The organism is Myxococcus sp. XM-1-1-1, from assembly GCF_020037095.1.
In the GTDB taxonomy this organism is placed as follows: domain Bacteria; phylum Myxococcota; class Myxococcia; order Myxococcales; family Myxococcaceae; genus Myxococcus; species Myxococcus fulvus.
Genome location: NZ_JAIQDH010000018.1, coordinates 135,299 through 160,378 on the forward strand (window position 1 = coordinate 135,299; position 25,080 = coordinate 160,378).

The window sequence follows — 25,080 nt, forward strand, 5'->3', positions numbered from 1 at the left end:
GCCCGTCCTCAGGAGCCGGAGCTCAGGGCACCGACGCGCGCTGCTGCGCGAGGAGCCAGTCCCAGAAGGCGTAGTTGTTGTAGGTCTGGGTCCAGCAGTCATGCGCGCTGCCGGGAATCACGGTGAGCCGGGCCTGGAGGTTGCCCGTCGACACGTAGCCCGGCTGGGACGTCCACACGTTGCTCGCGGCGCCGGCGAACAGGTACGTCAGCGTCGCGGACGGCTGCGGCACCGTCACCATCTGTCCCTGGTTGAAGTTCTTCGTCACGCCCATCAGCCACGAGCGCTCGGCCAGCAGCGAGTTGCCATCCGCGAACGAGTGCACGGCCCACACCGGCACGTTCTTCAGCTGGGTGATGGTGGGGCCCGGGCCGCCGATGTTGGTCGCCATGGGCGCGAGCGCCGCCAGGCGGTGGCCGTACGTATACGCGTACTGCCAGGCGCCATAGCCGCCGTAGCTCAGGCCCGTGACGTAGATGCGGGACAGGTCCACGCGGTAGTTCGCCACGATGAAGTCGACGAAGGCGTTGACCTCGGCGGGGACCCAGTTCGTCGCCGCCTGCGGCGTGAAGATCATCACCTGCTTCTGACCGAAGTACGTCTTGGCCGTGGGCTCGTGGCGGATCTTCTTCAGCGCCCCGTTGGCCGTGCCCTTCTCGAACAGGGCCGCCTCGTTCTGCGCGGTGCCGAACTCACCCCGGCCGTTGAGGTGGATGATGACCGGGTAGCGCGTCTCCGGAGACGTCAGGTAGCCGGGCGGCAGGTACTCGACGTAGCCATACAGCGTGCCCGTGCTCGCGGGCATGCGCGTCACGAGCTGGTCCTCGGTGGTGACGGTGAGCCGCGAGCCCTGCGCCTCCAGGGACTCGTGCTCCCCCAGCTCCCCTCCGCAAGCAACAACCCCCATCACGAAACACAGCAACATCCAACGTAGCAGCATGGTGTGCTCTCCAGGGTGAACGACGGTAGGCACCTGGAGTCTGCACAAAAGCTGGAATCCCGGAAACAGCCACAGCCCTGCTGATACAATCGGGATTCAAATGCGACACGAGGGCCGTCGACGCACCTGACCCCCGCTGCCCTCACATCAACCGCCCCAATAGCCCCGGGCAATGCAGGTGCAGCGCACAAACAGACGCGCCATGTCTTGCTTTGCGGCCGCGACGCCCAGGCTTCAGCGACTCGCGACAGGCTCACGCCGCCACAGCGGCTCGGCCGGCACGCGCTCCAGGATTCCGGAGCCGAAGACCCGGTCCAGCTCCAGGTAGTCCATGTGCACATAGCCGATGTGACAGCCACAGGTCGCCTTCGAGCACGGTCGGGGACGCAGCGCCTGGTCGAAGTCCGGCGCGTAGATGTTGCCAATCGCCTCGTCGATGAAGTGACACCGCCGCGCCGTGCCCTCCCCGTCCACCGAGATGACCGACTCCCCTCCCCTGCACGCCTTCCCCAGGCTCGGGTGACGCACGTTGTTCACCGGGAACAGCGGGTCCAACCGCGTGAAGCGCGCCACGTCCTCGGGCGTGTACGGCTCCTCCTGCCCGTCCTTCACCGCGTTGATCCACAGGTACGTCTCGGCCGGCAGCTCGCGGCGCAGCGTCTCCGCCTCCTCCACGAAGCGCAGGAAGCCCACCACGCCCACACTGTGCCGGACGCCCAGCGACACCAACGTCTCACACTGCTTCAGGAAGCGCGGCCGCTTCGTCCACTCCGGGTGGTACGTCGCCCAGAGGCCCAGCTTCTCCGCGCGGCAGTCCTTCACCCAGTCCAGCCGACACGACAGGTTCGTCTGCGCCGCCACCCGCTCCACGTGCGGCAGATGCGTCAGCCGCGCCAGCGCCTGCTGATACCAGGGCCAGATGAGCGCCTCACCCCACGGCGTGAAGAACACCGACACCGTGTCCTGCGTGCGCGCCTCCACCCACGCGATGAACCGCTCCAGGTCCGCGCGGTCCTTCGCCAGCTCCTCGTCCGTGTGCTTCCACTTCCCGAACGGGCAGTACTCGCAGCCGTAGTTGCAGCTCGACAACGGCCCCCGATAGAGCACCGTGAGCTTCATCGCCAGGCGTACTCCGACGACAGCGCGCGCACCCCGTCCGAATGCAGCCACGGACCAATCAAGTCCGAGCGCTCCACCCCCGCCGCCGTCAGCCGCAGCCCCGTGGCGTCCCTGCGCCCCAGGCCGTGCGCCTCCAGCTCCAACAGCTCCGGGAAATCCTCCAGCACCTCCGCGCCGAACCGCGCCCGGTACGCCGCCAGGTCCACTCCTTCCGCGAGCAGCGACAACAACATGAACCTGCGCCGCCGCTCCCCCTCGTCCAACCGGAAGCCGTACCCCACCTCTCCAAAGGACTCCGCCGTCCGAGCGCTGTACGACGCGATGATGTTGCGCACCTCGCGCGAGCCCACCGCGTACTCGGACGAGTAATGCACCGCCCCCGTGTACGAGCGCGCCCCGCAGCCCAGCCCCACCATCCCGTCCTCCTGGCAGCGGTACACGGGGCCCCCCGCGTCCGGCGCGTGCTTCGCGCGGAACATGCGCATCGACACCTGCGTGTACCCCTGCGACAGGAGGAAGTCCCGGCCCGTGCGGTACAGCGACAGCCGCAGGTCATCCCATGCGCGCGCCTTCTTCCCCAGGAAGGTCAAGGGGCGCACGTACAGGGGATACAGGTAGATCTCCTCGGGCGAGAAGCGCAGCGTCTCCCGCAGCGAGTACAGGAAGCTCTCCGGCGTCTGCCCCTCCATCCCATAGATGAGGTCCAGGTTCAGCGTCGGGAAGCCCGTCGAGCGGATGAGGTCCAGCGCCGACTCCACCTGCGCCGTCTTCTGCGGACGCTTCACCGCGGCCACCTCCGCCTCGATGAAGCTCTGCACGCCCATGCTCACCCGGTCCGTGCCCCGCGAGCGCAGCGTCCGCAGCTTCTCCGCATCCACCGTCTCCGGCGACACCTCCACCGACACCGGGATGTTCCGAGGGTCCGCCCCCAGCACCTTCTCCGCCAGATCGAACACCTTGTTCAGCCCCGCCACGTCCAGCAGCGTCGGCGTGCCTCCGCCCAGCGCCAGCCTGGCGAAGCTCGCCCGACCCAGCGCGTCCTTCACCCGCTGCGTCTCGCGCTCCAGCGCGCCCAGATACCCGTCCACCACGTCCTGCCTGGGGCCCGCCGCGGTGAACAGGTTGCAGAACCCGCAGCGCATCTCGCAGAACGGGACGTGGAAGTAGAGGAACAGCGCGTCGCGCCGCTCCTCGGCCCACACCGACTCCAACGAGAGCGGCGGCGTGAAGGGCCGGTAGGCCGTCTTGTGCGGGTACCCATACAGGTACGCCACGTACGGCGACTCTCCCAACATCTGCTCCAGGCGCGTCATGGTGCGGGCTCTCACGGCAGGGTGAACTCCGCGTAGGGCACCGTCCAGACGACGGGGTGACCCACGCGGTGACCGTTATAACCGTCCTCGCCGTACGCCGTGCCGTGGTCCGAGCAGACGATGCAGAAAGCCGGCCCCCGCCGCCGCAGCGCGGCGAACAGGGGAGGGAGCTGACTGTCCACGTATTCCAGGGCTGCCGCGTGGGTCTCCCGCGAGTCCTCGCTGGCGCCCGGCAGGTAATGACGGTTGGGCTGGTGGAGCGCGGAGATGTTGATGAACAGGAAGACTCGCTGTTGCCTCGGGAGGGCGTCCAGGCGACGGACCGCCAGGGCCACCTGGTGCTCGGTCGAGCGGGGCTCGCGCACCCCCAGCTCCGGCGCCCAGTGGCTCTCCGCGAACAGGCCCGGCAACACGTTGCCCAGCGGGTTCAGCTTGTTGAAGAAGCCCACGCCGCCGATGCACACCGTGTGGTAGCCGCGCCCCGCGAGCCCCGTCACCAGGTCCGGCGCATCCAGCACGCACGTCCCCTGCCCCGTCGTCTCGCTGCCCTCGAAGCGCATGGCGAACAGGCGCGGGTGGCGACCCGGGCGCGCGGGGGTGGGAAGGAAGCCCGCGAAGAAGGCGTGGTGCGCGGCGTAGGTGAAGCTCGCGGGCGAGTGCCGCTCCTCCCACTGTCCTCCGGGCAGGAGCGCGGCCAGGTTCGGGATGCGCCCCGAGGCGGCCAGCTCGGTGGCCACGTCGTGGCGCAAGGTGTCCAGCGTGAGGAGGAGCAGGTCGTGCGAGCCGACCACCTGGTTCATGTCCATATCGAGAGCACCCGCTCGAGGTCCCGCACGGCCGTGGAGACGCGCTCCACGGTGAAGTCGGGCGGAGGCAGCGACGCGGGCCACTCGCGCCCGTGCGACACCCAGCACGTGGTGATGCCCAGCCGCCCCGCGCCGACGATGTCGCGCACCGGGTCATCGCCCACGTGGAGCACCTCCGAGGGCGCGCGGTTCACGTGCTTCAGCGCCGCCTGGAAGATGGCCGGGTCGGGCTTCTCCACGCCCACCTCGCTGGAGAAGAAGCCCTGCGGCACGCAGTGGTAGAGCCCGGCGTGGAGCAGCTTCATGCGCTGCGTGTCCGCCGCGCCGTTGGACACCACCACCACGGGCTGACGGCCCGCCCGCGCGGCGAGCCACGCCACCAGCTCCGGGTCCGACGTCACCTGCCGCGCCAGCCCCACGTGGAACTCCGCGCGCACCGCCTTCTCGGAGAGCCCCACCGGGAAGCGCTCGAGCAGGTCCTGGAAGAACGCCTGCCGGTCGCGCCCACCCCGCTCGTCGAGCACGCGCAAGGTGGCCAGGTCCTCGGCGCGACGGTGCGCGGGGAAGACGTCCGGGAAGCGGGCCATGAAGCTCTCGAAGTAGCGCGTGAAGGCGCCCCCTCGGTCGACCAACGTGTCGTCGACGTCGAAGAAGAGCGCCTTCGGACGCACCGGGCCGTGCTTCCCGAAGGCCCGGGGCTTGTCCATCCAGCGTCTGTCCGCGTACTGCCCACCCTTCTTTCGCATCGCATCCTCCCGTGCCTCACGGCGCGGGTGAAGTCCAGCGGCTCAGCTGGCGGCCGGCGATGAGCGGTCGTACGCCCGCAGCGCCTCGACGACCTCCTCGCGTGAGTCCGTGAGGAGCAGGTGCCGCGCGTACTCGTGGCCCTGCGCGAGCTGCGCCAGCAGCGGGTACACCGGGCGGGTGCGCGTCCAGAACTCCCGGCCCAGGAAGATCATCGGGCTGATGACGCCCACGCTGTTGTAGTGATTCTGGCAGGCGTCCTGGAACACCTCCTGGATGGTGCCGGCGCTGCCGGGCGCGTACACGATGCCGCCCTTGGCGATGGTGAGCAGGCCGTCCTCGCGCACGCTGTTGGCGAAGTACTTGGCGATGTGCGTGGCGAACGGGTTGGGCGGCTCGTGGCCGTAGTGCCACGTGGGGATGCCCAGGCTCGAGCAGGCGAAGACGTCCTTGGGCCCGAGGGGGAACGCGCCGCGCACCTCGAAGGCCCGCGCCAGCCACTCGCGGTCCGTATAGCTGGGGGCCCTGGCGAGGATCTCGAGCCCCGCGTCGAGCTCCGCCTCCGTGCGCGTGGCGAACCAGGCGCCCACGTGCGTGGCCTCCATCGCGCCGGGGCCGCCGCCGCTCACCAGGAAGAAGCCCGCGCGCGTCAGCTCGCGCGACAGCGTGGCCACCTCGCGATAGTCGGGCATGCCGCGCTTCATGGAGTGCCCTCCCATGATGGCCACCACCTTGCGCGGCGGCCCCGCCTTGAAGAGCAGGCCCTCCATCGCGTCCGTCACCGCGTGGTCATGCAGCCGCTGCGCGAGCGTCTCCAGCAGCGTCGGCGGCGTGCCCCGGCCGTGGGATTCCCAGTGGCGATAGATGCGCGCGTCGAGCGTGTCCTCATACGTCTCCGGGCGCGCCGGGTCGAAGCCCGCGTACAGCTCCTCCGGCGTGTAGAGCGTGCCCCGGTACGGCTGATAGGGCACCCCGGAGATGGGCGGGAAGACGAGCGCGCCGTGGGCGAGCGCCGCCTGGAGCGCGTCCTTCTCCAGCTCGCAGCCCAGGAACACGGTGCCCGCCAGCGGCAGCGTGCCCAGCTCGCGCGTGTAGCGCCTCAGGTCCAACCCCTGGATGACGACGTTGGCGAGGCTGTGTCCCTCGCGAAGATGCCGCTCGAAGGCCTCGGGAGTCTCTAGCTCGATCACCCCGGAAGGATTCCACGCCTCGCGGCCATCTTGAAGGCTAGAAGAGGACCACCATGGTGCCCTTGGGCATCTGCTCGTACAGCCTGGTGATGTCCCCCGGGTGGAACACGACGCAGCCCCAGGACAGCCGCCCGCCGCTCTCCTCCAGGGACCACTCGCCCGACCAGCCGTGGAACCCGATGCCGCTGCCCAGCCGGGTGCTCGCGTCCGTCGCCTCGCGCGCCGTCCACGCGCGCGCAATCCTCTCGCGCCCCTTCTCCGTGAGCCACCCGCGCTTCACGCCCCGGCTCGCATCCCACGGGTTCGGGTAGTTCACCCGCAGCCAGTGTCCGCCGTAATAGGCCGCGTACGGCCCGGTGATGTTCCCGCGCACCGTCTGCACGATGAAGTACATGCCCACGGGCGTGCGGTTGTCGCCCCGCTCCTGCTTGGGCCCCTCCCCCTGGCCGAAGCCCACCTCCACCCTCGCCCGCTCGACGCCCCGCTCGTACAACCGGAGCTCGTTCCGAGCGTGCGAGATGAGCACCAGCACCGGCTCCTCCAACGGCTGCGGCAGGCGGGCCCGCTCCCGGGTGAAGCGCCGGGCCTCCGCCGGGGACAGCTCGCGGTCCGTGTGCAGCACCACCGAGGCCCGCGGCCCCACGCGCCCGAGCACCTGTCCACGGGACACCCCGGCTCCGCGGTCAAGCGACACCGACGCCAGTCCCGAGTACACGGCGCGCACGCGCTGGAGCTCGTGGTTCTCGTGATACAGATGTTCCAGGGTGACACTTTCGCCCGTGGCCTCCACCACGCGGCCTCGCGCCAGGGAGCGCGCCTCGGCGCCGGGCTTCGCGCCGCCCAGGTCCGCCCACGCCTCGAACCCGTCCGCGGGAGCGTGGGCCGGACGCAGCCAGGCCTCGAAGACATCCGGCGCCTCGGCGAGCGCGCGTGGGGTGACCAGGGCGAACAGGAGGCAGGACAGGAGCCCGCCATGACGGAGCACGAATCGAGGCACGTGTCCTGGACACTCGGGCCGCGCCGACGGTTCCGTCAACCCCCTCGTCAGCGCCGGGCCTCCAGCGCGCGCAGGGCCGCCTGGGCCTGGAGCAGCTCCGGGTGGGCATTGGCCGCGGCGGCGTCCTGCGCGGCCAGCCGCAACTGTCGCGCGGCCTCCTCGCGCTCTCCCAGCCGCAGGTGGGCGCGCCCCAGGGCGCAGCGCAGGAGCGACTTCAGCTTCCGGTCTCCCAGCATCCCCGCGAGTTGGAGCCCCCGGACGGCGTCCTCCTTCGCCAGCTCCGGCGCGTCCGCCTGGCTGTGCAAGAGCGCGAGGCCATGGTGCGTGTACGCCATGCCGCCCCGGTCCCCCGTGCGCGCCTTCGAGTCCAGCGCGAGCTGGAAGTAGTGCACCGCGCGCTCACGGTCCCCCGAGCGCGCGTAGGCATCCCCCAGGTTGAACAGCGCCGTGGAGTGCTCCCACGTGTCCCCCGCGCGCTCGGTCCAGCGCAGCACCGCCGCGTACTCCGCCGTGGCCTGCTCCGCGCGCCCCTGCCGCATCAGCAGCATCCCCATGGCGCGGTGCAGGGACGCCTCCGCGCTCGCCCGGCCCACGCCGTCCTGCCCCGACACCTGGAGCAGCCGCGCGCGCGCGCTCCCCAGCCGCGCCTCCGCCTCGGTGAAGCGGCCCAGCCAGCACAGCGCGAGCGAGGACAGCGCGTCCAACGAAGCGGCGGCGACGAGCGCCTCCTCGGACGACTCCTCCACGACGCCCACCTCGCCCAGCGCCACCACCTCCTCGTGGCGCTCCAGCGACAACACCACCGAGACCAGCTTGCTCAAGCACTGGAGCCGCCCGGCCGTCCCCCCGCGTCCCCCCACCTCGTCGAGGGACAGGGCGATGCGCCACGCGGACTCCGCCTCCCCCCGCTCCCCCGCCAGCCGGTGCGCATCCCCCATCCGCTCCCACAACACCCGCCCCCACTGACACGCGGACTCCAATGACAGCCGCGAGGACACCTCCAGCGCGAAGCGGTACACCTCCAGCGCGGCCGCGGGCTCCATCGCGGCCAGGTTCCACCCGGCGACCTCCAACAGGTGCGGCAGCGCGCGCTCCGGCCGCTTCGCCCCCAGCCAGTGACGGGCCACCTCCGCGCACGCGCGCCGACGCGTCTCCTCGGAGAGCGCCTCGTAGGCCTCCGCCACGCGCGCGTGCAAGGCCACCCGCTCCGCTTCCGTCCACGTCGCCTCGAGCCCCGGCGCCCGCGTCGCGCTCGCGTAGCGGCCTCCCGAGACGGGCGTGAGCCACCCGCCCGACTCCAACCCCGCGAGCGACGCGAAGCCCCCCACGAGCGCGCCCAGCACCGCCCGGGGGAAACACGGCCCCAGCAACGCGCCCACCCGCAGCGCCTCGCGCCGCGCGTCCGACAGCGCCTGGAACCGGGCCGACACCACCTGCTCCGCCGTCGCGGGCAACGGCTCCAGCGGCGACTCCTCGTGGAGCGCGAGCGCCTGCAACAACCTGCGCGGATGGCCCGCGCCCACGCGCAAGAGCGCCTCCCGCGGCAGGCCCGCGGGCAGGCGCGCGGAGACCAGCGTGGCGGCCTCGCTCGCGCTCAACGCTCCCACCTCCAGCACCTCGGCCGGTGGCGGCACGGACGCCCCCGTGCGCTCCAGCACGAGCACGAGCACCGGCGCATGCGCCAGTCGCGTCACCAGCACCTCGAGCATCGCCCGGCTGAGGCCATCCGCGTGCTGCCAGTCCTCCAGGACGAGGACGCGCGGCGTCCGGTGTGGCAGCAGCGCATGGCAGAGCGCGTCGAGCAGGGCGATGCTCTCCGCGGAGAGGCTCGCGGGCACGCCTCGCCACCGCCGCCCCTCCAGCCACCCCGCCACCCGCTCCGCCTCGGCGCTCGACATGCGCCCCACGCCCGCCACCGGCCGCAGCGAGCGCGTGGCGTCCAGCAGGTCCAACAGCGGTCCCGCCGGAGTCCCTGGATGGGCCAAGCCGCTGCCCTCCCAGATGTCGAAGCGGTGCGCGGACAGCGACTCCACCAGCGCGTCCTTCAGCCTCGACTTGCCGATGCCCTCTTCTCCCACCAGCCAGATGGCCCGCCCCAGCCCCCGGCGCGCCTCCTCGGCGCACCACTTCAGCCGCTCCAGGTGCGCCACCCGCCCCACGAGCGGCGGCTGACACGAGGCGAGCCCCCAGCGGCGCACCCCGCCCGCCAGGGGCGCGAGCAGCAGCGCGCGCGGGCACGTGGAGAGACCCGGGGAAAGTCGTGTCCCACAGGCCAGGCACACGCCCGACGACGCGGTCATGAGCACCTCCAGAGCCCGAACCTCTAACGCCACGGCCCCTTCACGCGCCTCGCGCCCGAGGGCTGTGCGTCTGTATTGAATCCGCCTGTGGGCCTGCCCTCCAGGCCACCGCACGCACGCACGCCCCCGCTGGATGTATGCCCTTTCCCTCACGGCATGGATGGGCTCGCCACCAATGCCAGACATTTCCAGCACCATCGCCCAGACCCACACGTCGAGTATGCGCGCCGCGTTTCCTGCCCAGCAGGCAGGCTCGACGAGAACTGTTGAATACGAAATAAAATGAGGCGATGGTTGTCCTCCGCTGCAACGCGGCGAACCCCCGCCGTGACCTTGGAGAAGCCCCGCAACTGAAATCACTCGTCGGCCCGTCGTGAGACGTCGCCGGACACACTCCCCGTCTGTCTGTTTTTGAATCCCCCCAGAGGTTCCCACATGAAGCAGTCTCTTCTGCTGGCCGGCGCGTTGCTCGGCCTTGGCGCCACCGCGTGCGGTCCCCAGGACTACAATGAGCTGGGAGAGGCCCCCTCCGGCGCGGAGGCCACCGCGTTCGCGACGTCCGCCGCCGCGCTGACCGCCTCCAACTGCACGCAGCTCACGGCCACCTCCGTCATCGCCAAGGGCCACGACGGCAATGTGCCGGCCAACACGATGGATGACCGGCTCGACACGCGCTGGAGCATGCTCGGCAAGGGCGCGTGGATCGACTACGACCTGGGCGCCATCAAGTCGATCTCCGGCGTCACGGTGGCCTGGCACGAGGGCAACACGCGCTCCAACACCTTCACCGTGTCGGTGTCGCCGGATGGCTATACGTACACGCAGGTCTACAGCGGCACGAGCGCGCTGCAGACCGCGGCGCAGACGTACTCCTTCGGCACCACGTCGGCGCGCCGGGTGCGCATCACCGTCATGGGCAACACCGTGAACGACTGGGCGTCCATCGCGGAGGCCCGCGCCTGCGGCAGCACCGTGACGTCCCCGCCTCCGCCCACCGGCAGCAGCGTGGTGTGGGTGGGTGACTTCGAGACGGGAGACCGCACCCAGTGGACGCGCGCGCAGATGGTGAGCTCGGACCGGCTGGCGCTGGTGTCCTCACCCAAGCGCCAGGGCGGCTACGCGCTGAAGGCCACGGTGAAGAAGGGCGATGACCCCATCAACTCCAGCGGCAACCGCAACGAGCTGGTGCGCATGACGAAGGAGCCGTCCGGCTCCGAGTACTACTACCGCTGGAGCACGATGTTCGACTCCACGTTCCCCAACGTGAACACGTGGCAGCTGTTCACGCAGTGGCACCAGGAGAGCGACACGGTGGGCGGCTCGCCGCCGGTGGAGTTCTACGTCTACGGCAACGAGGTCCGGCTGAACATCGGCGGCAACCCGGGCACCATCGTCTGGCGGGCGCCGCTGGTGCGCGCCAGGTGGATGGACTTCATCTTCCACGTGCGCTGGTCGGCGGACGCGAAGGTGGGCTTCGTGGAGCTGTACGTGGACGGCAAGCTGGTGCTGCCCAAGCGCTACATCGCCACGCAGTACAAGGGGCAGGTCAACTACCTGAAGATCGGCCTGTACCGGAACGACACCATCACCCCCACCGGCATCGTCTACCACGATGGCTGGGTGATGGCGCGCAAGCTCGAGGACGTGCTGAGCCCCACGGCCATCGTCAAGGCGCCGTAGCCCGGCGACGGCTGTACGGCACTCCACACGGTTTCAACCTCCGGGTCCTGGTCGCGTCCCCACGCGGCCCGGGCCCGGAGTAGTTTCGGGGCATGCCCAACACCCTGCGGGTCGTCCATGTCCACGTCCACGTGAAGCCCGAGCACGTGGACGCCTTCCGGGAAGCCACCCTGGCCAACGCGCGCGAGAGCGTGAAGGAGCCGGGGGTGGCGCGCTTCGATGTCATCCAGGACAGCGAGGACGCCACGCGGTTCGTGCTCGTGGAGGTGTACCGGAGCGCCGAGGCACCGGCCGCGCACAAGGACACGGCGCACTACCTGCGCTGGCGCGACACGGTGGCGCCGATGATGGCAGAGCCGCGCACCAGCCGGAAGTACGTGAACCTGTTCCCCGAGGACGCCGGGTGGTGACGGCGGGCCCCGCGGTCTTCGAGTTCGCCACCGCCACGCGGATTGTCTTCGGACCGGGCAGGTTGTCGGAGGCCCCCGCGTTGGTGCGCGGCCTGGGCGCGGAGCGCGTGTTGCTCGTGACAGGGAAGAACCCCGGGCGTGCGCGCGGGCTCCAGACGGCGCTGGAGGCGCAGGGGTTGGTGGTGAGCACGTTCTCGGTGGAGGGCGAGCCCACGGTGGACGTGGTGCGGCGTGGGCTGTCGGTGCTCGCGGCGGCGAGATGCGAGGCGGTGGTGGCGCTGGGAGGTGGCAGCGCGCTCGACGCGGGCAAGGCGCTCGCCGCGCTGGCGACGCAGCGGGGCGACCCGCTGGACTACCTGGAGGTCATCGGCCGCGGACAGCCGCTCACCGGGGTGGCCCTCCCCTTCCTGGCGATTCCGACCACGGCGGGCACGGGGTCGGAGGTGACACGCAACGCGGTGCTGGGGTCGAAGGAGGCGCAGGTGAAGGCGAGCCTGCGCGGACCGCAGCTGCTGCCGCGGGTGGCGTTGGTGGACCCGGACCTGCTCATCGGCGCGCCGCCGTCGGTGCTCGCGTCCAGTGGCATGGATGCGTTGTCGCAGCTCATCGAGCCGTTCCTCTCCGCGCGCGCCAATCCGCTCACGGACGCATTGGCGCGTGAGGGGTTGCGTCGGTCCGCGCGCTCGCTGCGCCGGGCTGTGTTGTCGACGGAGCCGGATGCCGAGGCCCGCGAGGACCTGGCGCTGGCCAGCCTCTTCGGTGGACTGTGTCTGGCCAACTCGGGGCTGGGTGCGGTGCATGGCTTCGCGGCGCCGCTCGGAGGCATGTTCGATGCGCCGCATGGGGCGGTCTGCGCGGCGCTGCTCTCCGCGGTGCTCGAGACCAATCTGCGCGCGCTGCGGGAGCGTGCTCCCGAGCACCCGGCGCTGCCGCGCTACCGGGAGCTGGCGACGCTGCTCACGGGCCGCGAGGGCGCGAGCGCCGAGGATGCCATCGAATGGGTGGAGTCCTTGCGGGGAGCGCTGCGCATCCCTGGCCTGGCTCGTCATGGACTGAGCCTGGAGCGGGTGCCGGAGCTGGTGACGAAGGCGCGCGCCGCGAGCAGCATGAAGGCCAACCCGCTTCCACTCACTGACGCGGAGCTCACGCACATCGCCACCCGTGCGCTGTAGCCCCCGGCATTCACGAGGAACCCTATGGAAGACATCGACCTCGACACGCCTGATGGAACGATGGACGCGAAGCTATTCCAGCCGGAGGGGCGCGGCCCTTGGCCCGCCGTGCTGCTGCTCACGGACGCGATGGGCATCCGCCCCGCCTTCGAGCACGCGGCCCAGCGGCTCGCGGACGCCGGCTTTGTCGTGCTGCTGCCCAATGTCTTCTATCGCGAGGGGCGCGCCGCGACCCTGGACCTGAACGGCTCCTTCGCGGATGAGGCCTTCCGCAAGCGCATCTACGCGCTCATCGCCACGCTGACGCCGGAGCGCGTGCGCACGGACGGCGCGGCGGAGCTGGACTTCCTCGCGCGGCTCCCTCAGGTGCGTGGCCCCAAGGTCGGCGTCGCCGGCTACTGCATGAGCGGCGGCATCGCCGTGCGGCTGGCCGCGGACTTCCCTGACGTCATCGCCGCCGCCGTGTCCAATCATGGCGGTCGACTCGCGACGGACTCGCCGGACAGTCCTCACCTGCGCCTGGGCGACGTGAAGGGCGAGCTCGTCTTCGGCCACGCGGACCAGGACGCCTCCATGCCGGCTGATGCCATCCAGCGACTGGAAGCAGCGCTGAAGGCGGCCGGCGTGCGACACCAGTCCCGACTCCACGTGGGAGCCCGCCACGGCTACGCGGTGGAGGACTCGGCCGCCTATCAGCCCGAGGCCGCCGAGGAACACTGGCGCGAGCTGCTCGACGTCATGGGACGCACGCTGGCGAAGTGAGGCCCACCCGAGGCCCTCTTGCCAGCAAATCGCGGGAGCGTTATTCGTACGCCCATGGTTCGCGTCGTGATTGCTCGTCGATTTAGCCGCCCCCCGGCCCCCTTCGGGTGTCGGGAGGCCGTGCTGCTCTGAGCGCGCACGCACCTCTCGTTGGCGAAACGCCGTCTGGCGCGACGCCCACCCGGAGCCGCCGGGGGGGCATCCGAGGCCGGTGACGCCTGGCGGACTCCTCGCTCGGCGTGCCGGAGACCGCTGCGTTTCCCGTTCGCTTCCGAGAGGTCTTCCCCATGTCGTCCCTTCCCATCGCCGTCCTCAGCGCCGAGGAGCTTCGGCGCGCCCTGTCCGTTCGCGATTTAACCGACCCCGCCTCGGGTCCCCACGCCCTCCAGCTCCTCGTCGCCTCCGCGCTCGACGCCCTGCGCACCGCCTGGCGCTGCGAGGTCCTGACGCATCGACAAAGCCCCGTCGTCTCCATCGCCGACAACTACGACCGCCTCCACTACCCACCCGGAGGCGTCGCCCGCGACGCGCGCTACACCCGATACGTCTGTGACACCGCCCTCCTGCGCTCGCAGACCTCCGCCATGATTCCCGGCGTCCTGCGCCGCCTCGCCTCCTCCCCACCCGAGGACGTACTGGTCGCCTGTCCCGGCCTCGTCTATCGACGCGACTGCATCGACCGGCTCCACACCGGCGAGCCCCATCAGATGGACCTGTGGCGCATCCGCCGTGGCCCGCCCCTCACCCCCCAGGACCTGCGCCAGATGATCGCCACCGTGGTCCAGGCACTCCTCCCCGGACGCGAGCTGAAGCTCACCGACGCCGTGCACCCATACACGACCGACGGCCTGCAGATCGACGTCCAGGACGGCGACGACTGGGTGGAGATCGGCGAGTGCGGCCTCGCGCTCCCCGCCCTGCTCGCCGAGAGCGGCCTGGAGGCGGGCCCCGTCACCGGACTCGCCATGGGCCTGGGACTCGACCGCATCCTCATGCTGCGCAAGGGCCTGGACGACATCCGGCTCCTGCGCTCCACCGACCCACGCATCGCCACGCAGCTGTTGGACCTGACGCCCTATCAGCCCGTGTCCTCGATGCCCGCCGTGCGCCGCGACATGTCCCTGGTCATCGACGAGCACCGCACGGCGGAGGAGCTGGGCGACGCCGTCCGCGCCGCGCTGGGCGCACGGGCGGAGCTGGTGGAGAGCGTCGAGGTGGTGAGCCAGACGCCCTACGCCGAGCTCCACCCCAACGCGGTGAAGCGCCTGGCCCTCCGCCCGGACCAGAAGAACGTCCTCCTACGCGTGGTGCTGCGCTCCCTGGAGCGAACCCTCACGCATGACGAGTGCAACGAGCTGCGCGACGACATCTACGCCACGCTGCACCAGGGGACCACGTGGGAGTGGGCCGCGCGCCCACGTCCCAGAGCGCCTCAGACCTTGTAGAGCAGGTCCATGTACTTCTTGAGCAAGTCGCTCACGAGGCCACGGAAGGGGACGGCGGCGGCCATGCCGTAGACGGGCGCCATCGTCCCCTTCTGGCCGGGGTTCGCCTTCACGTGGTCCACGGCGGCGCGCAGGTCCGACAGGAAGCGCTCCGCCACGCCCGGCTGCGCGTGCCGCAACGTCACGCACAGGTGCACCGCCGCGGGCTTGTGCAACCCGTTGAGGCTCCACCCCTGCTCACCCAACCGCTCCATCACCTTGAAGATGTCCACCGTCTCGGAGCCGAACGCGATGACGAACAGCGGGTCCCCCAGCACGTGCAGCTCGGGGATGGCGCGGATGCCTTGCTTGATCGTATCCGCCGTCTCGAGGATGCGGCGTGTGGCCTCCAGGTAGCCCTGCTCCCCCATGCTGACCAGCGACGCCCACGCCACCGCGATGAGCGCGCCGGGACGACTGCCGGAGAACGTGGGCGAGAAGTAGATGCCGCCGGGCCACTCCGTGGCCGTGAAGTACTGATGCGAGCGCAGCTCGGTGCCCCGGTACAACACCACCGACGAGCCCTTCGCCGCGTAACCGAACTTGTGCGTGTCCGCGGACATCGACGTCACGCCCGGCAGCCGGAAGTCGAACGGCGGCACCTCGCGCCCCAGCTTCCTCGCGAAGGGCAACACGAAGCCGCCCAGGCACGCGTCGGTGTGGAAGCCGATGCGCTTCTTGCGCGCCAGCTCGGACAGCTCGGCGATCGGGTCGATGACACCGTGGGGAAAACCCGGCGCCGAGCCGATGAGCACGATGGTGTTGCGCGTGATGGCCTTCTTCGTCGCGGCCACGTCCGCGCGGTAGTCGGCCCCCACCGGCACGCGCACCATCTTCACGCCGAAGTAGTGCGCCGCCTTGTCGAAGGCCGGGTGCGCGCTGGAGGGCGCCACCATCTCCGGCTTCGTGATTCCCTTCGTCTCCCGCGCCCAGTCCCGGTACGTCTTGATGGCGAGCATGATGCTCTCGGTGCCACCCGAGGACATCGAGCCACAGACGTGCTCGGAGGCCGGGCGCCCCGCGTTCGCCGCGTCCGCGCCCAACATCGTCGCGGCCATGGCGATGACCTCGGCCTCGAACTTGGTGGCGCTCGGCCACAGGTCCGCGTGCAGCGGATTGCTCTGCGAGTGCAGCGCGTAGACGCGGTTGAGGAAGTCGATGTGCTCCGAGTCGCCGCTGTACACGGCGCCGGACACCTTGCCGTCCCGCCAGCGCGCCTCCTCCTGCGACTCCAGCGCCTGCAGCTCGCGCAGCACCTCCTCGCGCGAGCGCCCCGTCACCGGCAGCCGGTCGAACGCGGGCATCTTGCCCCGGTACGGCTTGAGCCCTCCCTCCAGCTCCGACAGCAGCGTGTCCGTCTCCTTCGAGAGCAGGTCGCGCACCAGCGGCACGGCCTTGAGATAGCGCTCGGCCGCCGACAGCAGGCGGGGCGGGACGTGGTTCAGCAGGTTCAGCGACTTGGGGTCGGGCAATGCCATGCGCGGCTCCTGGGCCTTCAGGCGCTTCGCGCGCGGTTGAGCCGCGCGAAGATGGCCTTGTTGCTCTTGTAGAGGTTGACGAATTCGCGGAACAGCTCGTCGTACAGCGCGCGGTTCGCGGGGTCCGGCTCGAAGGTCCGCGCCACGGGGACGAGCGCGGGCAGCTGCTCCACCGTCAGCTCCCCCAGCGCCACGGCCGCCTGGAACGCGGCGCCGCGCGCGTTGGCCAGCACCGGCTCGTCCACCTGTTGGATGGAGCGGCCCAGCACGTCCGCGTGAATCTGGCACCAGAGCGCCGAGCGCGCCCCTCCGCCGATGATGCGCAGCGACTCCAGCTTGCGCCCGACGAACTGCTCCACGTAGGTGAACAGCCAGCGCGAGTTGAAGGCCACGCCCTCCATCACCGCGCGCACCAGGTGCGCCCGCGTCGTCTTCAGCGACTGGTTGAAGAACCCGCCGCGCAGCGACTTGTCGTCCACCGGGCTGCGCTCGCCGTTGAGCCAGGGCAGGAAGATGAGCCTGTCACTTCCGGCGGGCACCTGGCTCGCCTCGCGCTCCATCAACCGGTACACCTCCGCGGAGTCCTCCTCCTGTCCCTCGGGCCGGCCCGCCTGGCCATACAGGATGTTGTCCTTGAGGAAGGTGAGGCAGATGCCCGCGGACTCCTGCTCGTTGGCGAGCAGGTAGCGCCCCGGCAGCGCCGACGGCACGGACGCCATCTGGTGGAACAGGTCCGACTTCTTGTACGGCACGTGGCAGCACAGCCACGACGACGTGCCCACGCACAGGTGCGCCTCGAAGTCGCGCACCGCGCCCGAGCCCACCGCCGCGGCGAGGATGTCCGGCGCCCCCGTCACCACCCGCACGTCCTCGCTCAGCCCCAGCTCGCTCGCGGCCCGGGGGCTCAGCGGCCCCAGCACGCTCGCGGCGGGCACCAGGTCCGGCAGCTTCTCGCGGTGCAGGCCCGACATGCGCAACAGCCCCGCGTCGTAGTCCACGCGGCCCAGCGTCCGATTGTCCGTCACCCAGTGCAGGGTGATGGAGTCGTACGACGCCGCGAAGCGTCCGCTCAGCTTCAGGTTGAGCCAGTCCTTGGGCTCCAGGAACTTGTACGTCGCGCGGTAGACCTCCGGGTGCTCCGCCTGGAGGTAGAGGATGTGGCCCACCGGGTCCTTCCCGGACAGGCTCGGCACGCCGCCCGTCAGGCGGATCCACTGGAACAGCCGCGTGACGCCATAGCCCTCGATGGGCACCAGGCCTCCCGCCACGCGCTTCACATGAGGCGCCCCGCGCGAGTCCATCCAGATGAGCGCCGGACGCAGCGGCGTCCCCTGCTCGTCCACCGCCACCGTGCCGGACCACTGCGAGCTGCAGTTGACGCCGATGATGTCGCGCGCGGACACCGTCCCCGCGCCGAGCAGCCTGCGCGTGCCCCGCACGATGGCGCTCCACCACGCCTCCGGGTCCTGCTCCGCGCCGCCGTCCGGCAACAAATCCAGCGCCAGCGGCTCCACCTCGCCCCCGAGGATGCGCCCGCGCAGCGTGACGACCGCCAGCTTCACGGCGGAGGTGCCCAGGTCGATGGCCAGGATGGACTTGTCGCCTGCGTGGGACACTCGGCCCTCCGAGCCGGAATGGGGAGCCGCCCGAGCACGACGGCGGGCCGGACTCTAGGAAGCGCGTCGTGCCCCTTGCCATCCACAAGTCGGGGCAAGGGCGCTTTTCTGAACGACGGGCCCCGCCCCGGGCCTTGGTGCTAGCGTGCACGCCTCCCCTGGGGGTGGCATGCGCCGGTTCGTCGTCAGCGCGAGGGAGCTGTGGCAGCGGCACCCGGTGGCGCTGGGTGTCGCGGTGACGTTCTCGCTCAGCCTGCTGTTGCGCTGGCTGTATCTCCAGTCCGCGCCGGACCGCGCCTGGCCCTTCTCCATCTTCTTCTACGGCGACTCGCGCTTCTTCCACACGTACGCGCTCGAGCACGCCCGGGGACTGGAGAGCTCCGCCACCCTGCCCTACCACCCGCCCCTGTTCCCGTGGCTCCTGGGCCTGCTGTACCGCGTGCTGGGCGAGCCCCAGGGCAACGCCTATCCGTACAAGCTGTGCCTCGCCGCGCTCAGCGCCTCCACCGTGGCGCTGTCGTGGACGTGGTGGCGGGGCCTGCTGGGCACCGCGTGGAGCTTCGTGGCCGCGGGCCTGTTCGCCGCGAGCTTCGGCTGGCTGGTGCTGTCCACCACGTACAGCAACGAGGTCCTGTACGCCTTCTTCCTCACCGCCACGCTCGCGCTCGTGCTGCGCCACCGAGCGGGGCCCACGCCCGTCGGCGCCGTGCTGCTGGGACTCGCGATGGGACTGGGCTCGCTCACCCGCGCCGAGCACCTGTACCTGTGGCCCTTCCTGCTCGCGTGGGCCTGGCTGTACCGGGGCTCCACGCCGCTGACGTCGCTGGCCACCCGCTGGGGCGCCGCGGTGCTCGTGTCCGCGCTGGTGCTCGCACCGTGGGCCCTGCGCAACGCGCGCGTGCTCCAGGAGCTCAACGCGAGCACGCCCGCGCTGGAGCCCCTGCCCGTCATGGCGCCCGTCACCGTGTACGGCCCCATCAACTTCGCCATGGCGAACCACGCCGGCGCCACCGGCGGCTTCACCCCGGACTCCGTCAACCAGCTGGGCCAGGACGGCCACCTGGACGTGGCCAACACCGCCCAGCGACACCTGCTCCTGCACGGCTACGCGGTGGGCCTGGCGTGGATGCGCGAGCACCCCGCCGACGCCGCGCGGCTGTGGAGCGCCAAGCTGGGACGGTGGCTGGATGGACTGAGCCTGGGCCTGGGCGCGTCCAACCTGCCCTCGGGCCTGAGCGGCTCGCGCGCGCCCGTGGACCTCTTCGTCCCCGAGGGCGGCGCGCTCAAGTGGCCGCTCGTCGCGCTCCTCGTCGCGGGCGTCCTGTTGTCCGTGACGCCCCGCTGGCGCGCCTTCAGCCTGCTGTCGCTCGTCGTCCTGCACCGGGCGCTCATCACCGCCGCCTTCTTCGGCTACACGCGCGGCCTGCTCACCATCTTCCCCGCCCTGCTCCCGCTGCTGCTGCTGCCCCTCGTCGCGCTCACCGCGCGAAGGCCCGCGCTCGCCCTGCGCGTGCCCGCGGTCGCGGGCGTCCTGCTGCTCCTGTTGTGGGTGGAGGCCGGGGCGCTCGCGCTCGGCGCGCCCCGCGGCTTCATGGCCAGCGGCAGCACGGACCGCACCAGCGGCAAGCTCATCCAGGACGACTGGGTGCGCATCTGGCCGAAGTGAGCCAGAACAACCTGTCAATAAAATTTGGATGAGGGTGGCACAAATACGCGCCCAGCGCCACAGCGGTATTCACTTAGGGTGCGTCGAAGTGTTCGCCAGTCAACACTCCTACCCCGCGTTTTCCCTAGAGCACATGTCTGGAACGAATCTCTGGGAATAAGCCATATTCAATTTTCTGCGGGGCATCAGTAAGGCGTCTGCGGGCTCCGCACCGGAGCCTTCGGGGTCCGCCCCTCGGGACCCCCATAGAGGAGAACCGCATGCGCCACACCCAGGTGTCAGCAGCATGTCTTGCCTTGCTCCTGTCAGGGACGAGCTGGGCGGTCCAGCCCCCCCAGGCGGGACCGAGCGCCGTCGCCGACAAGGCCTTCTTCAAGCCGGAGTTCTACCTTCCCATCCAGAACATGCCGCTGCAGCAGGCCCAGCAGACGCTGGACAAGGCGGCGGTGGGAGGCTGGGACGACTTCTTCAAGCGCAACGGGAGGGACTTCCGCGTCCACATCGACCCTCGCACCGGCACGCCGTCGGGCATCGAGGGCGCCTACCCCATCATCCCCGGCAAGGGCGTGCGCAACCGCGTCACGCTCGACAGCGTGCGCGAGGCCATCGGCCGCTCCGTGGCGGAGGTGGACGAGTCCGTCGTCGGTGACCTGGTGTTCAAGTACATCGCGGACAACCAGGCCGCCTTCAACCTCGACGTGATGCAGATGAGCGCGCCGCGCGTCACGAAGATCAACGACAACCTCTGGCAGGTGCACATCGGCCAGGTGGTCAACGGCATCCCCGTGCGCCACGCGCGCATCGCGGCGACCATCAGCCACGGCAACCTCATCCTCGTCGGCACCGAGGCGTGGGCCACGGTGGGCATCGAGACCCGCCCGGCGCTGTCCGCCGGTGACGCGCTGGTGGCCGGCAACGGCTTCGTGGGCCTGAACACCAGCCCCCAGGGCCTGTGGCAGCAGCCCACGCTGGAGATCGCCCCCGTCGCGCCGGAAGGTGAGTCCTTCGCCGGCGCCGTGGGCACCGGCTACAAGCACCAGCTGGTCTACGCCTACGGGTTCCAGGACCCGGACAGCCACCAGCGCTGGAAGGTCACGGTGGACGCGAACTCGGGCGAGACGCTCGCCATCGAGGACGACAACCACTACTTCGACGCGCAGATCAACGGCGGCATCTACCCGTCCACGAACATCGGCACGTGCACGGACAACACCGTGTGCGGCACCATCAAGCCCAACTCTCCCATGCCCTGGGCGAACACGGGCCTGGCCTCGCCGAACAACTTCACGGACGGCGCCGGCATCTTCAACTACAGCTCCGGCACCGTCACCACGTCGCTCGCCGGTCGCTACGTCCGCGTGTCCGACAGCTGCGGCGCCATCAACGTCAGCTCCACCACGGGCAACATCGCCCTGGGCGGCGTGAACAACGACCACGACTGCACCGTGCCCACCGGCACGTCCGCGGGCAACACCGCCGCGTCGCGCTCCAGCTTCTACGAGCTCAACAAGCTGGCGGAGCAGGCCCGCGGCTACCTGCCCAACAACACGTGGCTGCAGCAGCAGCTGCTCGCCAACGTGAACATCAACAGCACGTGCAACGCCTTCTGGAACGGCACGTCGGTCAACTTCTACCGCAGCGGCGGCGGCTGCCGGAACACGGGTGAGATTGGCGCCGTGTTCGACCACGAGTGGGGCCACGGCCTGGATGACTTCGACGCCAACGGCTCGCTGTCCAGCTCCAGCGAGGGCTACGCGGACATCGCGGCCATCTACCGCCTGCAGACCTCCTGCGTCGGCTACGGCTTCTTCCACACGACCAACCTGGGCTGCGGCCAGACGCCGGACGGCTCGGGCTACAACCAGCAGGAGTCGCAGGTCTCCGGCTACAAGTGGTGCGACACGCGCTGCTCCGGCGTGCGCGACTCCGACTGGGGCGCGGCGCTCTACGCCACCCCGTCCGCCCCGACGCTGGTGCCGGCGCCCCCGGCCACCCCGCAGAACTTCGTGTGCCCCATGTGCTCCTCCGGCACGGGCCCCTGCAGCAAGCAGGTGCACTGCGCCGCGTCGCCCGCGCGTCAGGCCGCCTGGGACCTGGTCGCTCGTGACCTGACGGCCGCGCCGTTCAACTACGACTCCAACACGGCGTTCATCGTCGGCAACAAGCTGTTCTACCAGGGCTCCGGCAACATCGGCGCCTGGCACGCCTGCAACTGCTCGGGCGGCACGTCCGACGGCTGCGGCTCCACCAACGGCTACATGCAGTGGCTGGCGGCGGACGACGACAACGGCAACCTGAACGACGGCACGCCGCACATGACGGCCATCCACGCCGCGTTCAACCGTCACAACATCGCCTGTAACACCATCACCCCGGTGAACTCCGGTTGTTCGTCCGGTCCCACCGCGGCGCCCACGCACACCGCGACGCCGGGTGACGGCCAGGTGGCCCTCAACTGGACGGCCTCCGCGGGCGCCACGGAGTACTGGGTGATGAAGACCGAGGGCATGGGCTGCGACTTCGGCAAGGCGAAGGTCGCCACCGTCTCCGGCACCAGCTACACGGACACCGAGGTCGCCAACGGCCGCGAGTACTGCTACTCCATCGTCCCCGCGTCCTCCAACGCCTGCTACGGCGCGGCGAGCACCTGCTCGTGCACCACGCCGGTCTGCGCGGCGCCGGGCGTCGCCACCCTGTCCACGCCGTCCAACGGCGCCACCGGCGCGGAGCTGGCCACGGTGCTGGACTGGAACGACGTGACGGGCGCGTCCACGTACGAGGTGCAGGTCTCCACCAGCCCCACGTTCGCCACGGTGGTGGCGTCCGCCAACTCGCTGGTGGGCAGCACCTGGACGGTGACGCCGTCGCTCAACGTGAACACGACCTACTACTGGCGCGTGCGCGCGAACAACTCGTGCGGCGGCGTGGGCACCTGGTCCACGGCGTCCAGCTTCACCACGCGCGGCTGCGTGGCGCTCTCCGCGCCCACGCTCGCGTCCCCGGCGGATGGCGCCACGGGCGTGGCCTCGGCCACGGCGCTGGACTGGGCCGACGTGCCGAGCGCGGCGACGTACGAGGTGCAGGTGGCCACGGACGCGGGCTTCGCCAACATCGTCCGCTCCGCCAACGCGCTGACCACCAGCAACTGGACGGTGTCCCCCAACCTGAGCAGCGCCACGACGTACTACTGGCGGGCCCGGGCGGCGGACGTCTGCGGCACCAGCGCCTTCAGCGCCGTGCGCAGCTTCACCACGTCCACCGTCTGCACGCCGACGCTCGCCACGTTCGACACCACCCGCCAGGCCCCCACGTGCGGCACGGTGTGCGGCTGCGACACCGGCCCCACGCTGGTCAACGGCCGCGGCTCGATGTCCGGCGGTATCGAGCCGAACCAGCCGAACACCATCAATGACTCGTGCGCGGACGGCACCTCCGGCTCCTACCACGGCGACGAGAGCATCGACCGGGTCGTCATCAAGACGGTCGACCAGGGTCCGTTCGCCGCGGGCAAGCAGGTGACGGTGGAGGTCACGGTGTGGTGCTACAGCACCGGCTCCTCCGACTTCTTCGACCTGTACTACACGACCAACGCCGCGTCCCCGACGTGGACGGCCCTGGTCACCGGCGTGGTCTGCCCGGCGGGAGGCGTGCAGAAGTTCACGCACACGTTCAACCTGGCCAACACGGCGGGCACGCACGCCATCCGCCCGCAGTTCCGGTTCACCGGCACGGCGAGCGCCTGCGCCAGCGGCAGCTACAACGATCGCGACGACATGGTCTTCTCCGTCGGCGCGGCCGTGGCCTCCGCGGACTCGGGCAAGTCCACCACGTCCCAGGGCCGCGCGGCTCCCGCCGGCCGCTGACCGACGCCTCCCGTCCCCTCCGGTGCAAGCGGGCCGGAGGGACGCGGGTGAGTGACAGCAGGGATGGATGACGAGGGCTTCCGGGCGGTCCGCCGGAGGCCCTCTGTCTTTCAGTGGCGCTCGCCGGGGCCCTGCTCCGACGGAGGCTCGCCGCCTTCCAGCGGGCCCGCGAGCAACAGCCCCTCCTCCACCGCGCCCTTGCCCACCTGGCGGCGCGCGCGCTCGCGGTGGTGGGCGCGCCGGAAGCGCAGCTGCCGCTCGCGGAGGACCTCCTGGAGCAGCACCTGCGCGGCGGCGGCCAGCGGCACGGCGATGACCGCGCCGAGCAGCCCCGCCAGGGCGCCACCACACAGCACCACCAGCGAGATGAGCAGCGGGTTCATCCGGATGGCGCGCCGCTGCACCATGGGGCCCAGCACGTTGGACTCAATCTGGTTGTAGACGACGAAGATGATCAACGCGATGACCGCCGAGCGGAACCCCACGGTGGCCAGCGTGGTGAGGCTCACCAGCACACCGCTGACGATGCTGCCGATGTAGGGGATGACGCCCAGCACCATCACCGCCAGCCCCAACGGCAGGAAGTACGGCACGCCCTGGGCGAGCGCGACGATGGCCGCCACCACGCCGCCGATGGTCATCACGAACAGGGTGCCGGCGATGTAGTTGCTCACCGCCTCGCGCATGCGGCCCACCAATTGGCGCACGTGGTGCTGCCGCCGCGGCGCCACCCACTGGAGGATGCTCTCGTACAGTTCGCCGCCGAACAGCAGGCCGAACACGGTGAGCGCCACCACCGTGATTCCACCGGCGAGCAGTCCCAGGGAGGAGGACAGCACGCCCACCGCGCGACCCGCCAGGTCCAGCGGCTCGAAGCGCAGCAGCTCCTCCGGCTTCAGCTCGAAGCGGTAGCGCGTCCCCAGCTCCTGGAGCCACTTCGACTGGGAGAGCTTCTCCAACAGCCCCGGCGCGGACTGGACCAGGCCCTCCAGCTGCTGCACCAGCGCGGGCACCAACGTCCCCACCAGCACGCCCATCAACCCCAGCAGGAGCAGCGCCACCGCCGCCACGCCCAGGCCGCGGCGCACGCCCCAGCGCTCCAGCCTGCGCACCAGCGGGTCCAGCGCGAGCGACAGCAGGAGCACGACGGCCAGCAGCGTCAGGAGCGGATAGAGCCTGCGCAGCACCAGCCAGCAGACCGCGAGCAACAGCACCTGAAGCCCCACGGCCCACACCGTGCGGGCGGGCACGTAGACGGGGAGCTGGCGTCCTGAGTCCTTCATGCGCGACAAGGTAGGAAGTGGCGCGCCGCCAGTCAGTCCCCCACCCACACGAGCGCGGGACGCTCGCGCGCACGAGCGCCCGGGCCCAGGGGCGTCGACGCTCGGTGTCTCGTGGAGCAGGCGGACGGCCGAGCCCCCGTGCGCGCGCTGACTCCACGGGGCGGTTGGCGGCGCGCCGGAACGAACCTGTGCCGTGAGGGTGCTGGCGCCCCACCCTTCAGTCCGACAGCGACGGGACACAACCGGACTGCGCCATG

At 70.7% G+C, this 25,080-nt stretch carries 19 protein-coding genes and 1 pseudogene; 7 read left to right on the forward strand and 13 right to left on the reverse strand.

Annotation, left to right across the window (positions count from 1 at the left end; all coding sequences use genetic code 11):
* Nucleotides 1-22: 22 nt before the first annotated feature.
* From K8640_RS29600 to K8640_RS43300, 10 genes and pseudogenes are all read right to left on the reverse strand, one after another.
* Nucleotides 23-940 (reverse strand): alpha/beta hydrolase-fold protein, encoded by a 918-nt coding sequence (locus K8640_RS29600; protein ID WP_223750125.1) that lies wholly within the window; start codon nt 938-940, stop codon nt 23-25.
* 234 nt (nt 941-1,174) lie between these two features.
* Nucleotides 1,175-2,059 carry an STM4011 family radical SAM protein gene (locus K8640_RS29605; RefSeq protein WP_223750126.1) on the reverse strand — a complete coding sequence of 295 codons (885 nt, stop codon included), beginning with the start codon at nt 2,057-2,059 and terminating at the stop codon, nt 1,175-1,177.
* Nucleotides 2,056-3,372 (reverse strand): STM4012 family radical SAM protein, encoded by a 1,317-nt coding sequence (locus tag K8640_RS29610; protein ID WP_223750205.1) that lies wholly within the window; start codon nt 3,370-3,372, stop codon nt 2,056-2,058. The genes K8640_RS29605 and K8640_RS29610 overlap by 4 nt, the downstream gene beginning before the upstream one ends.
* Nucleotides 3,373-3,383: 11 nt before the next feature.
* Nucleotides 3,384-4,178 carry an STM4013/SEN3800 family hydrolase gene (locus tag K8640_RS29615; RefSeq protein ID WP_223750127.1) on the reverse strand — a complete coding sequence of 265 codons (795 nt, stop codon included), beginning with the start codon at nt 4,176-4,178 and terminating at the stop codon, nt 3,384-3,386.
* Nucleotides 4,169-4,924 carry an HAD family hydrolase gene (locus K8640_RS29620; protein WP_223750128.1) on the reverse strand — a complete coding sequence of 252 codons (756 nt, stop codon included), beginning with the start codon at nt 4,922-4,924 and terminating at the stop codon, nt 4,169-4,171. Before K8640_RS29620 ends, K8640_RS29615 begins: the two co-directional genes overlap by 10 nt.
* A gap of 42 nt (nt 4,925-4,966) precedes the next feature.
* Nucleotides 4,967-6,112, reverse strand: a complete 1,146-nt coding sequence (locus K8640_RS29625) for an LOG family protein (RefSeq protein WP_223750129.1) — start codon at nt 6,110-6,112, stop codon at nt 4,967-4,969.
* Nucleotides 6,113-6,149: 37 nt separating this feature from the next.
* Nucleotides 6,150-7,109 carry a L,D-transpeptidase family protein gene (locus K8640_RS43285; RefSeq protein WP_223750130.1) on the reverse strand — a complete coding sequence of 320 codons (960 nt, stop codon included), beginning with the start codon at nt 7,107-7,109 and terminating at the stop codon, nt 6,150-6,152.
* A gap of 47 nt (nt 7,110-7,156) precedes the next feature.
* Entirely contained in the window at nt 7,157-8,152 is a 996-nt protein-coding gene (locus K8640_RS43290; protein ID WP_370640413.1) for a tetratricopeptide repeat protein, read from the reverse strand.
* Between the two features lie 551 nt (nt 8,153-8,703).
* A complete protein-coding gene (locus K8640_RS43295) occupies nt 8,704-8,787 on the reverse strand; it encodes an SWIM zinc finger family protein (RefSeq protein ID WP_223750207.1) in 84 nt (27 codons plus the stop codon).
* Nucleotides 8,783-9,607 (reverse strand): annotated as a pseudogene (locus tag K8640_RS43300) (ATP-binding protein); the annotation flags it as partial. The pseudogene K8640_RS43300 and the gene K8640_RS43295, both read right to left, overlap by 5 nt.
* Nucleotides 9,608-9,844: 237 nt before the next feature.
* Between K8640_RS43300 and K8640_RS29650 the strand changes: the two are divergent.
* From K8640_RS29650 to K8640_RS29670, 5 genes are all read left to right on the forward strand, one after another.
* Nucleotides 9,845-11,089: a heparin lyase I family protein gene (locus K8640_RS29650; protein ID WP_223750131.1), complete on the forward strand. Its 1,245-nt coding sequence runs from the start codon at nt 9,845-9,847 to the stop codon at nt 11,087-11,089.
* A 92-nt stretch (nt 11,090-11,181) separates the two neighbouring features.
* Nucleotides 11,182-11,499 (forward strand): antibiotic biosynthesis monooxygenase, encoded by a 318-nt coding sequence (locus K8640_RS29655; RefSeq protein WP_141327140.1) that lies wholly within the window; start codon nt 11,182-11,184, stop codon nt 11,497-11,499.
* Nucleotides 11,496-12,671 (forward strand): iron-containing alcohol dehydrogenase, encoded by a 1,176-nt coding sequence (locus tag K8640_RS29660; protein ID WP_370640410.1) that lies wholly within the window; start codon nt 11,496-11,498, stop codon nt 12,669-12,671. The genes K8640_RS29655 and K8640_RS29660 overlap by 4 nt, the downstream gene beginning before the upstream one ends.
* 24 nt (nt 12,672-12,695) lie before the next feature.
* Nucleotides 12,696-13,433, forward strand: coding sequence for a dienelactone hydrolase family protein (locus K8640_RS29665; protein WP_141327136.1), 738 nt, complete (start codon nt 12,696-12,698; stop codon nt 13,431-13,433).
* Between the two features lie 287 nt (nt 13,434-13,720).
* Entirely contained in the window at nt 13,721-14,878 is a 1,158-nt protein-coding gene (locus K8640_RS29670; RefSeq protein WP_223750133.1) for a hypothetical protein, read from the forward strand.
* Here K8640_RS29670 and K8640_RS29675 read toward each other — a convergent pair.
* On the reverse strand, nt 14,866-16,395 hold the full coding sequence (locus K8640_RS29675; protein WP_223750134.1) for an aminotransferase class V-fold PLP-dependent enzyme: 1,530 nt from the start codon (nt 16,393-16,395) through the stop codon (nt 14,866-14,868). The two genes, K8640_RS29670 and K8640_RS29675, sit on opposite strands and share 13 nt — an antisense overlap.
* 17 nt (nt 16,396-16,412) lie before the next feature.
* Nucleotides 16,413-18,011, reverse strand: coding sequence for an FGGY-family carbohydrate kinase (locus K8640_RS29680; RefSeq protein WP_223750135.1), 1,599 nt, complete (start codon nt 18,009-18,011; stop codon nt 16,413-16,415).
* Nucleotides 18,012-18,180: 169 nt separating this feature from the next.
* Between K8640_RS29680 and K8640_RS29685 the strand changes: the two genes are divergently transcribed.
* Entirely contained in the window at nt 18,181-19,677 is a 1,497-nt protein-coding gene (locus K8640_RS29685; RefSeq protein ID WP_223750136.1) for a glycosyltransferase family 39 protein, read from the forward strand.
* Between the two features lie 260 nt (nt 19,678-19,937).
* Complete coding sequence (locus K8640_RS29690) at nt 19,938-23,540, forward strand: endopeptidase (protein ID WP_223750137.1); 3,603 nt, start codon at nt 19,938-19,940, stop codon at nt 23,538-23,540.
* A gap of 110 nt (nt 23,541-23,650) precedes the next feature.
* On the opposite strand, the gene K8640_RS29695 is transcribed toward K8640_RS29690, so the two are convergent.
* Nucleotides 23,651-24,823, reverse strand: coding sequence for an AI-2E family transporter (locus tag K8640_RS29695; RefSeq protein WP_223750138.1), 1,173 nt, complete (start codon nt 24,821-24,823; stop codon nt 23,651-23,653).
* Between the last annotated feature and the right edge of the window lie 257 nt (nt 24,824-25,080).

Coding starts and splice junctions, on each gene's coding strand:
- K8640_RS29620 (WP_223750128.1), bottom strand. CDS start 4,924: ATGCGAAAGAAGGGTGGGCAGTACGCGGACAGACGCTGGATGGACAAG.
- K8640_RS29610 (WP_223750205.1), bottom strand. CDS start 3,372: ATGACGCGCCTGGAGCAGATGTTGGGAGAGTCGCCGTACGTGGCGTAC.
- K8640_RS29650 (WP_223750131.1), top strand. CDS start 9,845: ATGAAGCAGTCTCTTCTGCTGGCCGGCGCGTTGCTCGGCCTTGGCGCC.
- K8640_RS29655 (WP_141327140.1), top strand. CDS start 11,182: ATGCCCAACACCCTGCGGGTCGTCCATGTCCACGTCCACGTGAAGCCC.
- K8640_RS29695 (WP_223750138.1), bottom strand. CDS start 24,823: ATGAAGGACTCAGGACGCCAGCTCCCCGTCTACGTGCCCGCCCGCACG.
- K8640_RS29600 (WP_223750125.1), bottom strand. CDS start 940: ATGCTGCTACGTTGGATGTTGCTGTGTTTCGTGATGGGGGTTGTTGCT.
- K8640_RS29615 (WP_223750127.1), bottom strand. CDS start 4,178: ATGGACATGAACCAGGTGGTCGGCTCGCACGACCTGCTCCTCCTCACG.
- K8640_RS29675 (WP_223750134.1), bottom strand. CDS start 16,395: ATGGCATTGCCCGACCCCAAGTCGCTGAACCTGCTGAACCACGTCCCG.
- K8640_RS29670 (WP_223750133.1), top strand. CDS start 13,721: ATGTCGTCCCTTCCCATCGCCGTCCTCAGCGCCGAGGAGCTTCGGCGC.
- K8640_RS29690 (WP_223750137.1), top strand. CDS start 19,938: ATGCGCCACACCCAGGTGTCAGCAGCATGTCTTGCCTTGCTCCTGTCA.
- K8640_RS29685 (WP_223750136.1), top strand. CDS start 18,181: ATGCGCCGGTTCGTCGTCAGCGCGAGGGAGCTGTGGCAGCGGCACCCG.
- K8640_RS29665 (WP_141327136.1), top strand. CDS start 12,696: ATGGAAGACATCGACCTCGACACGCCTGATGGAACGATGGACGCGAAG.
- K8640_RS43295 (WP_223750207.1), bottom strand. CDS start 8,787: ATGCGCCGGTGCTCGTGCTCGTGCTGGAGCGCACGGGGGCGTCCGTGC.
- K8640_RS43290 (WP_370640413.1), bottom strand. CDS start 8,152: ATGGAGCCCGCGGCCGCGCTGGAGGTGTACCGCTTCGCGCTGGAGGTG.
- K8640_RS29605 (WP_223750126.1), bottom strand. CDS start 2,059: ATGAAGCTCACGGTGCTCTATCGGGGGCCGTTGTCGAGCTGCAACTAC.